Annotated in this window: 7 protein-coding genes and 1 rRNA gene; 3 read left to right on the forward strand and 5 right to left on the reverse strand. The window is 58.7% G+C overall.

The window, feature by feature from the left end:
* Window positions 1-21 precede the first annotated feature (21 nt).
* Complete coding sequence (uvrA, locus tag ACTQ1S_RS07065; protein ID WP_441547372.1) at window positions 22-2,901, reverse strand: excinuclease ABC subunit UvrA; 2,880 nt, start codon at window positions 2,899-2,901, stop codon at window positions 22-24.
* Window positions 2,902-3,161: 260 nt separating this feature from the next.
* Here uvrA and ACTQ1S_RS07070 point away from each other — a divergent pair, with 260 nt between their 5' ends.
* From ACTQ1S_RS07070 to ACTQ1S_RS07080, 3 genes are all read left to right on the forward strand, one after another.
* On the forward strand, window positions 3,162-3,992 hold the full coding sequence (locus ACTQ1S_RS07070; RefSeq protein WP_441547373.1) for an Mrp/NBP35 family ATP-binding protein: 831 nt from the start codon (window positions 3,162-3,164) through the stop codon (window positions 3,990-3,992).
* Window positions 3,993-5,264 carry an NAD(P)/FAD-dependent oxidoreductase gene (locus tag ACTQ1S_RS07075; protein ID WP_441547374.1) on the forward strand — a complete coding sequence of 424 codons (1,272 nt, stop codon included), beginning with the start codon at window positions 3,993-3,995 and terminating at the stop codon, window positions 5,262-5,264.
* 80 nt (window positions 5,265-5,344) lie between these two features.
* Entirely contained in the window at window positions 5,345-6,985 is a 1,641-nt protein-coding gene (locus ACTQ1S_RS07080; protein WP_441547375.1) for an NAD(P)/FAD-dependent oxidoreductase, read from the forward strand.
* A gap of 65 nt (window positions 6,986-7,050) precedes the next feature.
* On the opposite strand, the gene uvrB is transcribed toward ACTQ1S_RS07080, so the two are convergent.
* The 4 genes from uvrB to rrf all read right to left on the reverse strand — a co-directional run bounded on the left by uvrB (window position 7,051) and on the right by rrf (window position 10,866).
* Window positions 7,051-9,291: an excinuclease ABC subunit UvrB gene (gene uvrB / locus ACTQ1S_RS07085; protein WP_441547376.1), complete on the reverse strand. Its 2,241-nt coding sequence runs from the start codon at window positions 9,289-9,291 to the stop codon at window positions 7,051-7,053.
* A gap of 51 nt (window positions 9,292-9,342) precedes the next feature.
* The gene (locus ACTQ1S_RS07090) at window positions 9,343-9,924 is read right to left on the reverse strand and encodes a lytic transglycosylase domain-containing protein (protein ID WP_441068933.1); all 582 of its coding nucleotides are present in this window, start codon (window positions 9,922-9,924) and stop codon (window positions 9,343-9,345) included.
* Window positions 9,917-10,558 carry a dephospho-CoA kinase gene (gene coaE, locus ACTQ1S_RS07095; RefSeq protein ID WP_154517538.1) on the reverse strand — a complete coding sequence of 214 codons (642 nt, stop codon included), beginning with the start codon at window positions 10,556-10,558 and terminating at the stop codon, window positions 9,917-9,919. The genes ACTQ1S_RS07090 and coaE overlap by 8 nt, the downstream gene beginning before the upstream one ends.
* 192 nt (window positions 10,559-10,750) lie before the next feature.
* A 5S ribosomal RNA gene (rrf, locus tag ACTQ1S_RS07100) occupies window positions 10,751-10,866 on the reverse strand.
* Between the last annotated feature and the right edge of the window lie 152 nt (window positions 10,867-11,018).

Here is an 11,018-nt window from a genome sequence, read left to right on the forward strand (position 1 = left end):
TTCTCGTACGACGGCGTCTCTTTACTGGGCGTCGAGTTGTGCCTGACGCTCGCGGTCGCGCTTGAGCAGCGGTGCCAAGAACTTGCCCGTGTAACTCTGCGAACATGCCGCGACCTGCTCCGGCGTACCCGAGACCACGACGGTTCCGCCGCCATTGCCGCCCTCGGGACCCATATCGATCAGGCGGTCGGCAACCTTGATGACATCAAGGTTGTGTTCAATCACCAGCACCGTGTTGCCCGCATCGACCAAGCGCTGCAGCACATCGAGCAGCTGGCGGACGTCCTCAAAATGAAGGCCGGTCGTCGGCTCGTCCAAAATATAGAACGTCTTGCCCGTCTGGCGTCGATGAAGCTCCTTGGCGAGTTTCACACGCTGCGCCTCGCCGCCCGAAAGCGTCGTGGCAGGCTGCCCCAAACTCACATAGCCCAAGCCAACGTCATACAAAGTCTGAAGCTTGCGCTTAATCTGCGGGATATTCCCAAAGAAGGCCAGCGCCTCGGTGACGCTCATGTCGAGCACGTCCGAGATGGTCTTGCCACGGTAGGTGACCTCGAGTGTCTCGCGGTTGTAGCGTTTACCGCCGCAAACTTCGCAGGGAACGTAGATATCGGGAAGGAAGTGCATCTCGATCTTGATCTGTCCGTCGCCCTTGCACGCCTCACAGCGCCCGCCACTCACATTAAAGGAGAAACGACCCGGCGAGTAGCCGCGCGCCTTCGACTCCGGCGTACTCGCAAACAGCGCGCGAAGATCATCCCACAGGCCAATATAGGTAGCGGGGTTGGAACGCGGTGTGCGGCCAATCGGCGACTGGTCGATATCGATAACCTTATCGATACACTCGATGCCCTCGATTTTTTTATACGGACCCACAGGGCGCGTCGAACGGTGAATAGCATTCGTAAGGGCAGGCGCAATGGTGTCGGTAACCAGGGAGCTCTTGCCCGATCCCGACACGCCGGTAACAACCGTAAGCGTACCAAACTCGATCTTGGCAGTAACGTTTTTGAGGTTGTTAGCTCGAGCGCCCGTAATTTTAAGGCAGCCGCGACCGGGCTTGCGCCGTTCATCAGGCACCCGGATCATTCGTTTGCCGGTCAGATAAGCGCCCGTCATCGACTCAGGACACGCCATGATATCGGCAGGCGTTCCCGCCGCGACTACGTGTCCGCCGTTGACGCCGGCGCCGGGCCCCATGTCGATCACGTAGTCGGCGGCACGGATTGTGTCCTCGTCGTGTTCGACGACGATGACGGTATTGCCGATATCGCGCAGGCGCTCAAGGGTCTTGATCAGGCGCTCGTTGTCACGCTGATGAAGGCCGATCGATGGCTCGTCCAAAATGTACAGGACACCCATGAGGCCGGCGCCGATCTGCGTTGCCAGGCGAATACGCTGCGCCTCGCCACCAGAAAGCGTCGCCGAGGCACGATCGAGCGTCAGATAGTCGAGTCCAACATCGACCAGAAAACGCAAGCGCTCCAGGATTTCCTTGACGATGCGCCCGCCGATAAACTGTTGGCGCTCGGTGAGCTCCAGGCCCTCAAAAAACTCGAGCGACTCACGGCACGACAGGCAACAAACCTCGTAAATGGACTTGCCGCCCACGGTGACGGCGAGCATCTCAGGGCGCAAACGAGCGCCGTGGCAGCTCGAGCACGGTTCCTCGCGAATGTACTTCTCCAAGCGCGCCTTGGTGTTCTCGTTCGTCGTCTCGGTATAGCGTTCGTACAGGATGTTGCGAACGCCCGAAAACTTGGTATCCCACTGGCTACGACGTCCGTCGAGCTTTTGGTAGTCAACCGAGATCTTCGTATCGCCCAGGCCATCCAAGAATGCACGACGCACGCGAGGGGGCAAGTCCTCCCACGGCGTATCGGCGCTTACCTTAAAGTGTTTACAGACCGCAGCAAAAATCTGCGGGTAGTAGTTCGAATTGCCAAACAGGCTACCAAAGACTCCGTCGGCAATGGACTTCGAGGGGTCCTCGATCAGCGCCTCGGCATCAACGGTTTTCTTAAAGCCCAGGCCGTCGCACTCAGGACATGCGCCATAGGGAGCGTTAAACGAAAAATCACGCGGCTGAAGATCGTCAATGGAGTGTCCATGCTCCGGGCACGCCAAGGCCAACGAATACTCCAGCAGCTCGCCCTCGGTCCCCTCGGGAGCATCACGATCGGGCAGCATGTACACATTTACATTGCCGTGAGCCAGCGCGGTCGCCTGCTCAACGGACTCGGCGATACGGCCCAGAGAGTTCTCACGGATCACGATGCGATCGACCACGACCTCGATATCGTGCTTGAACTTCTTGTCCAGATCGATTTGATCGTCGAGCGAGCGCACTTCACCGTCGACACGCACGCGGCTAAAGCCCTCGGCGCGAAGGTCCTCAAACAGTTTGGTGTACTCGCCTTTTCGCCCGCGCACCACCGGTGCCAGCACAAACGCGCGGCGACCCTCCCCCGCCGCCAAGACCTTGTCGGCAACCTGGTCGGTCGTCTGGCGCTCAATGACGCGGCCGCATTCGGGACAGTGCGGGGTGCCCACACGGGCGAACAGCAGGCGCAGATAGTCATAAATCTCGGTTACGGTGCCAACCGTCGAGCGAGGGTTTTTAGACGTCGTCTTTTGGTCGATCGACACCGCCGGCGAAAGGCCGTCGATTGAATCCAAGTCGGGTTTGTCCATCTGGCCCAAGAACTGGCGCGCATAGCTCGAAAGGCTCTCGACGTATCGACGCTGGCCCTCGGCATAGATAGTGTCAAATGCCAGCGAGCTCTTGCCCGAGCCAGAAAGACCGGTAATGACCACGAGTTGGTCACGCGGAATGGAAACATCGATATCACGGAGGTTGTGCTCACGAGCGCCGCGAATAACGATAGAAGAATCAGACATGGAAGCTCCTTGCCTCCTATTGCATCGAATCATACTGCCGATGAGTTTAGCGCACTCGACGCGCACAGATGTTCGTAATACAAGATTCGCAGACCTTTAGCTTTGTCCGACGCACGCATGCTGCGTGTCCGACCCACGCTTTCGAATGCCATCGATTACCCATCGCACATCACAAATGACTCCCGCTCGCAAACGAGGGTACAATGACGCTCGTGTCACATCACGGGGCCCCGGCCCCAACATATACAAAGGAGTCATACATGGGTTGCGAGCACGCACAGGCCGCCGGCGGACAAACGTCGCCGTCGCAATTTGAGGAGAACACGCTGTCCGAGGTCAAACGCGTCATCGCCGTGCTTTCCGGCAAGGGCGGTGTCGGCAAGTCGTTTGTCACCGGTGCCATCGCCACCGAGCTTGCCCGTCACGGCCACAAGGTCGGCGTCCTCGATGCCGACATCACCGGTCCCTCTATCCCCAAGATGTTCGGTATGAGCGGACGCCACGTCCATGCCCTTGGCAACCTTATGCTGCCCGAAATCTCCGAGCACGGCGTCAAGGTCATGAGCTCCAACCTGCTGCTCCAAAACGAGACCGACCCCGTCCTTTGGCGCGGTCCGGTCATCGCAGGCGCCATTAGGCAGTTCTGGAGCGAGACCTCGTGGGGCCCCATCGACTACCTGCTGGTCGACATGCCTCCGGGAACAGGCGACGTCGCGCTCACCGTCTTCCAGTCGCTGCCCGTCGACGGCATCGTCATCGTCACGAGCCCGCAGGATCTGGTCTCGATGATCGTCGCCAAGGCGGTTAACATGGCCGAGAAGATGAACGTCCCCATTCTGGGCATTGTCGAGAACATGAGCTATATTGAGTGCCCCGACTGCGGCAAGAAGATCGAGGTCTTTGGCAAGAGCAAGCTCCCCGAGGTCGCAGAGCGCTATAACCTCGACATCTTGGGCACGATTCCCATTAATCCGGCACTCGCCGAGGCCTGCGATAAGGGCGAGGTCGAGACCGCACTGCCCGACGGCATGTTGCCCCAGGCCGTCTCTGCCGTCGAGGCCATTGCCCCGCACGAGATCGACGAGGCCTAAGTGAACACGAGCGCCTTCTATGACGTCCTGGTAATCGGCGGCGGGGCTTCAGGCCTCGCCGCCGCCATTACGGCCGCACGCGCTGGCAAAAGCGTCTGCATCGTTGAGCGCGATGTCGCCTGCGGCCTTAAGCTCCTTGCGACCGGCAACGGTCGCTGCAACCTCTCCAACGAATCGATTGATCCACAGCGGTATAACCACCCCGCATTCGTCGAATCCGTCATGGGCCCCCAGCCCGAACAAGAGCTTATGGGTTTCTTCTCCTCGCTGGGCATCATGACAACCTCCGAGGAAGGCCGGCTGTACCCGCGCTCCCTTCGCGCCGAATCGGTACGCGACGCGCTTCTCAACGTTTGCGACCGCCTAGGTATCACCTTAATCTGCGGGGCCAACGTTGCCTCGGCGCACAAAGCTTCCGAAGGCTGGGCACTCCAAATAAACCGTCCAGCGCGGGCGCTCAAGGCAAAAAAGCACGACGACCGAAAATCGGAGCTCCGCTCGCTTCGGAAGGCACTAGCCGATGTCCCTCGCAAGAACGAGGCCCTGCAGGCACACGCCGTAATTATCGCCACGGGTGGCAACCCCACCGGTATCGCCGATACGTTTAGCCTCCCCCTCACTTCGCTGCGCCCCATCCTCTGCCCCGTATCGGCAACGGTCGTCGGTGATCGGGCGGCACTCAAGACGTTGGATGGCCTGCGCGTCCGCGCCCGCTTGACGCTCACCCGAAACCATAGGGAGCTCTGGCACGAAGACGGTGAAGTACTGTTTCGAACCTTCGGTATCTCGGGCGTCGCTGTCTTCAACCTCTCCCGTCGTATCCAGCGCGGCGATACGATCCTGCTCGACGTTTTCCCCGACCTCTCTAAAGACGAGTTGCTCGATATGCTTAACAGGCGCGTTAAGCTGCTCGGCGGCTTTTCGCCCCGCGATCCCCGTTGGCTCGACGGCATGCTCGCCCCGCAACTCTCCCGCGTCGTCTGCACAACGTTCGAGCAGTGCCATCCAGGCTCCAACGATGTCGTCCACCTGGTCTCGATCCTCAAGCACTTTAAGTTGCTCGTCGAGGGAACAGCCGAGGAGCGCTCGGCGCAGGTCACGCGTGGTGGCGTATCTGTCGAGAGCATCTCAACACCCAGTCTACACGCGTGCAGCGTTGTCGACGCCCCGCTTTACGTCTGCGGCGAAGCGCTCGACATCGACGCCGATTGCGGAGGCTTTAACCTTGCGTGGGCCTGGATCTCGGGCATTCGCGCTGCAAGCAGCCTGTAGCCGCACAGTCTATAATCAAAAACGCATTCGGGCCGTCTGGGATACCGGACGGCCTCTTTCTTGCCTCTAAGGAGACCTCGATGATCGAAATCACCCAAGTCAACGCGTCACTCGATGAAGCCGGCGATGAAAATGCCTGCCTCATTGTTGGCAAGCGATTCGCCAAGCGCGTCCTACGTTGCAAGGACTCCGAAATCAAGTCCATCGAGCTCCACCGCAAGTCAATCGACGCTCGCAAAAAACGAGACGTCCATTTTATCCTGAGCTTTCGTGTTGAGCTGACTAGTCCCCACCTCGAGCGAGAAGCGGTCGACAGCGTTGCCGAGCGTGACCGCTCGCGCGTACGCGCGATAGAAGACGATGAGCCTTCATTCCCCTCCCCCGTTTCCAGCGCACCCAAAGAGCGCCCCGTCGTCGTCGGTGCCGGTTGCGCCGGCCTTTTCGCCGCACTCACCCTTGCCGAAGCAGGTCTTAAGCCCTTGCTCATCGAGCGCGGCGACCCGGCATTTCGCCGCTCGCAGGCGATCGACCTCTTTCTAAAGGAGCGTATCCTCGACCCCGAGAGCAATATTCAGTTTGGTCTGGGCGGCGCGGGGACCTTCTCGGACGGCAAGCTCAATACGGGAACAAAAAATCCCGCCCATCGCCTTATCCTCGAAACCTTCGTCGAGGCGGGTGCGCCCCGCGATATTCTGTGGGATGCCAAGCCGCACATTGGCTCCGACATCCTTCCCACGGTTGTTACCGCTATATCCCAGCGCATCGAGCAGCTCGGAGGTGTCGTCCGTTATCGAACAAAACTCGTCGACATTCGCATCGACGCGTCTGGCGCCATCACCGGTATTGATGTCCAATCGTCCCAAGACGCCGCTTACGAGCCAATTGAGACAAAGCACCTCATCCTCGCCTGCGGGCATTCTGCTCGCGATATTTTTGAACTCCTTAAGGACCACAACGTGGCCCTCGCACAAAAGACCTTTGCCATGGGCGTTCGCATCGAGCATCCGCAGCGCGACATCGACCGAGCCCAATATGGAGCCTCGGCGGGACATCCTGCCCTCGGAGCAGCCCCCTACAAACTCGTCGCTCATCTTCCCAACGGCCGCAGCGTGTTCTCGTTTTGCATGTGCCCCGGCGGGCAGGTTGTCGCCGCCTCTTCCGAGCAGGGCCACCTGTGCGTCAACGGCGCCAGCCTCAATGCCCGCGACGGCCGTAACGCAAATGCCGCCCTGCTCGTTAACGTCACGCCCGAGGACCTTCCCGACGATGACCCGCTCGCCGGCATCGAGCTCCAGCGCGCCTGCGAGGCGGCCGCCTATCGCCTGGGCGGTTCCAACTGGAACGCACCGGCACAACTCGTCGGAGATTTCCTCGCAGGACGCGCCAGCAAGGCGCCCGGAAAGGTAAAGCCCACCTATCCGCTCGGTGTGACCTGGACGGCAATTGACGAAGCCCTGCCGCAGCATATCGTCGAGTCGCTCCGACTGGGACTTCCCCTACTCGGAAAAAAGCTACGGGGCTACGACTGCCCCGATGCCGTTCTTACCGGCGTGGAGACTCGTTCGAGCTCACCGGTCACTGTCACCCGAGACCGAACGTGCCATGCCGTGTCGACCCCGGGCCTCTACCCTTGTGGTGAGGGAGCTGGATATGCCGGAGGCATCATGAGCGCGGCCACCGACGGCATCCGTTGTGCCGAAGCCCTGATCGCAGACCCCTAGCGAACGAATTCCAGCGCGCAAAAGACACAGGCCCCGAGCTCCCTATGGAGCTCGGGGCCTGTTCGCTATTTCTTAAACCGTGCACCCTGTCGTTTTCTGCCCGATGCGAACGTGGAACCCTTGCGGGCCTGCGAACGCAAGCGCTCGATCGTCTCGTCCTCAGACGCACCCTCGAGCATCGCCCGAATCTGAACGACAGCATCACGCAGGCGCGCCGCCTCCTCAAAGTCCATGGCGGCAGAAGCGTTACGCATATCCTCTTCCATAGTTTCGACGATCCGCACAAGCTCGTCATGCGGTAGTTCCTCCAATTGTTCCGCAAGTGTCTGCTCGGGCGCCACCGTTTCCGGCACACCGCCCTCGCCCGACTCATCGGGCGTATAGAATACACCATGGCCAAGAGAGTCGCCCTTCGAGCGTCCCTTGGAGCCCACAGTTTTTTCGGCCTCGGCAATAAAACTTGAGATGTCGTTGATGGCCTTGCGCACTGTCTTGGGCACAATGCCATGTTCTTCGTTATATGCCATCTGAATCTCGCGACGGCGCCGTGTCTCCTCGATGGCCGCTTTCATCGAATCGGTCACAACGTCTGCATACATGATGACTTCGCCATCGGCGTTACGGGCCGCACGGCCAATCGTCTGAATCAGCGAACGGCGGTTGCGCAAGAAGCCTTCCTTATCGGCATCGAGAATTGCCACCAGTGAGACCTCGGGAAGATCCAAGCCCTCGCGAAGCAGGTTGATGCCAACGAGAACATCGATCTTGCCCTCGCGCAGCGTTCGCAGGATCTCGACACGGTCCATTGTCGCCGTATCAGAGTGCATGTAATTGACCTTAATGCCCGCATCAAGTAGATGGTCGGTCAGGTCCTCGGCCATGCGCTTGGTCAACGTGGTCACCAGCACGCGCTCCTTGCGGGCAACACGCTCGCGAATCTCCTCCTCAAGATCGTCAATCTGACCGCGAACGGGACGCACGTCGATCTTGGGATCGAGCAGGCCGGTCGGACGAATAATTTGCTCCACGTCGTTTTGGCTCACCCGCAGCTCGTAGTCGCCCGGCGTTGCCGAAACATAGATGAACTGGGGGATTCTCGCCTCAAACTCATCGAAACGAAGCGGGCGATTGTCGAGCGCCGAGGGCAGGCGAAAACCATGCTCAACAAGCGTAACTTTGCGCGATCGGTCGCCTTCGTGCATGCCGCGAATCTGTGGCACCGTCACGTGGCTCTCGTCTATGATGCAGAGCATGTCCTTGGGGAAGTAGTCAATCAAGGTAAACGGCGGTTCACCCGGCTTACGCCCGTCTAAATGGCGAGAGTAGTTCTCGATACCGTTGCAAAAACCCATGGTCTCGAGCATCTCGAGGTCATAATCGGTCCGTTGCTGTAGACGTTGCGCCTCGAGCAACTTATCGGTCGCCTTGAGCTCCGCCACGCGCTTCTCGCACTCTTCACTGATTGACTTCAAGGCCGCCTTGACCTTGGGTTTCTCGGTAACATAGTGCGATGCCGGCCACACGGGAATAGCCTCATACTCACGAAGCATCTCACCGGTAACCTCATCGATTTCGGCGATAAGCTCGACCTCATCGCCAAAGAACTCAAATCGCAACGGATGCTCGGCATAGGGCGGATACACATCGACAACATCACCGCGCACGCGGAAGGTGCCACGCGCCAAGTCATAGTCGTTCCGGTCGTACTGAATGTCGATGAGCGCATGGATAAAGTCATCGCGCTCGAGCGGTACTTTCTTGTCGACATTCGGCGCCAGCCCCGCATAGTCCTCAGGAGAGCCGATGCCATAGATACAGGACACCGAAGCAACGACGATCACATCGCGTCGAGAAAGCAACGAGGCGGTCGCCTGATGTCGAAGCATCTCAACTTCTTCGTTAATCGAAGCATCCTTCTCGATATACGTATCGCTTTGCGGCACATATGCCTCGGGCTGATAGTAGTCGTAGTACGAGACGAAGTAGACCACGGCGTTGTTGGGAAAGAATTCTTTGAGCTCGCTCGCAAGCTGGGCGGCGAGGGTTTTGTTGGGGGCCATGACCAGCGTTGGCTTACCGAGAGCTTCGATGGTCTTGGCCATGGTAAAGGTCTTGCCCGAGCCGGTCACGCCAAGCAAAACCTGATACCGGTCTCCGTCCCTCACACCCTGCACAAGCGACTCAATGGCCTTAGGCTGTGAACCTGCAGGCTCATAGGGAGACACGACCTCAAACGGTACCTCGGAGCCCTCAACGCCAAAACGTTTGAGCTCTCCGCCAACACGCTCAACTTCAAAATCCGCCATGGATACTCCTAACTCATACATCTGCAGTATACGCAGGCGGCAGGCATAGTCCTATACGAACCGGTCGGGATAGAGGGTCTTATAGCGAATCCAGGCATTATTGACACGAATCAAATAGGCTTGCGTCTCGGGAAAGGCAATCGCGTTATGGAGCGATGTGTTTTGCTGCGCCCACCCATCGACATTGCCCATTCCGGCATTGTAAGCAGCAATAGCGCTATCCGTCGACCCATTGAAATACGTCAACAGGTATGAGAGGTACGCGCACCCAAATTCGATATTCGAAGCGGGGTCATTCAGGTCATCGGCTGAATACTCGTCCCCGTCGACAAGGCCCTTAGCGATCATATCCTGAGCGGTTTCGGGCATAAGTTGCATGAGACCTTGGGCGCCCTGATTTGATTCCGCCTCGGGATCCCAGTTTGATTCCGACTTGATGACGGCACACACCAGATACGGATCGAGATTATGCGAAATACTGGACTGCTTTACATACGCCTCATAGTCAATCGGATAGAACGGTTTAAAGAAAGCGGCGGGAGCACACGAGTAAACGAGCGAGATAAGGCCAAAGACGAAAACGACAACCAGCGGCACAAGGCGATACCACGTAAAGAAACGCGTCTTAGGCATCTGTCGTCTCCTTATCCATAGCATCCATAAGGCCATGGCGAGCAAGCCACGCGTCCAGTTGTTCAAAGAGCGAGCTGTCGCCCGCTGCGTTATCAATCACGGTCGTGGCGAGACTGCAAAGCGAAGACTCATCGGGTTGGCAAGCACAGCGAGCATCAAAATCGGATGGCTCCATACCACGGTGAATAGCACGTTCGCGACGGACCGCTAAAGGAGCGCTAACAACCATAATTTCATCCGCAAGGCCAAAGGCGTCCTCAAAGCCAGTCGGAGCAGATACTTCGACCGCCGCAAAGGGATAGCGGGGGGACGAAACCGTACAGCAAGCAGGATCGAGAATCCTCAGCGAAAGCTGCTCAATGAGAGCGGGGTGAACAATACTATTGAGCCTTGCAACCGTATCGGGAGAAACAAAAGCTCGAGAAGCGAGAACGTTACGTCGAACACCGCCATCCTCGTCCAAAATATCCCAGCCAAACTCTTCAGCAAGAGCATTGACGATATCCGACCCCGGCACGTACAGCGATTTGGCAAGAACGTCTAAATCGATAAGCAGGGCTCCGCGAGATTCCAGAAAGCGGCAGGCAGTCGATTTACCCGAAGCAATATTGCCCAAAACGAAAACGGTAAACATCAAGCCCTCCCTAACGTCAATGCGAGTAATTATCGCGCAAATACAAAGCGACGGTTCAAAAAACAGCCAAACAGTAAGAGAGTCAAAGGAAGAGTCCGTTCACAAGGCACAGCTTGTATATAGCGCAAAAAAGGGGGAGGCCGCGAGGCCTCCCCCTTCTCAGTCCAAGCGCACGGCTCGGTGCCGTCCACCGGTCAGCGGCGCCCTGGCCTCCCACGGGCTGGCCCCGCAGTACTCTCGGCGCGATGGGGCTTAGCTTCCGGGTTCGGAACGGGACCGGGCGTGCCCCCCATGCTCTGGCCGCTGACCGGTGGGCGGCGCCCACCGTTACGGTGCCCGGTGTCTCACTCACGTGCCCTGGGGGCCGCATGGCGCATAGGGGGGAGTGACTCGGGGGCATCCTCGTGCCCGGACCGCGCTTAAGAGCGCTGGGTCCCGCGGGCCGCGAGGTGCGGTTCCG

It is taken from the genome of Collinsella sp. LCP21S3_D3, assembly GCF_052118305.1.
In the GTDB taxonomy this organism is placed as follows: Bacteria; Actinomycetota; Coriobacteriia; order Coriobacteriales; family Coriobacteriaceae; genus Collinsella.

Coding starts and splice junctions, on each gene's coding strand:
- ACTQ1S_RS07070 (WP_441547373.1), top strand. CDS start 3,162: ATGGGTTGCGAGCACGCACAGGCCGCCGGCGGACAAACGTCGCCGTCG.
- uvrA (WP_441547372.1), bottom strand. CDS start 2,901: ATGTCTGATTCTTCTATCGTTATTCGCGGCGCTCGTGAGCACAACCTC.
- ACTQ1S_RS07080 (WP_441547375.1), top strand. CDS start 5,345: ATGATCGAAATCACCCAAGTCAACGCGTCACTCGATGAAGCCGGCGAT.
- coaE (WP_154517538.1), bottom strand. CDS start 10,558: ATGTTTACCGTTTTCGTTTTGGGCAATATTGCTTCGGGTAAATCGACT.
- uvrB (WP_441547376.1), bottom strand. CDS start 9,291: ATGGCGGATTTTGAAGTTGAGCGTGTTGGCGGAGAGCTCAAACGTTTT.
- ACTQ1S_RS07090 (WP_441068933.1), bottom strand. CDS start 9,924: ATGCCTAAGACGCGTTTCTTTACGTGGTATCGCCTTGTGCCGCTGGTT.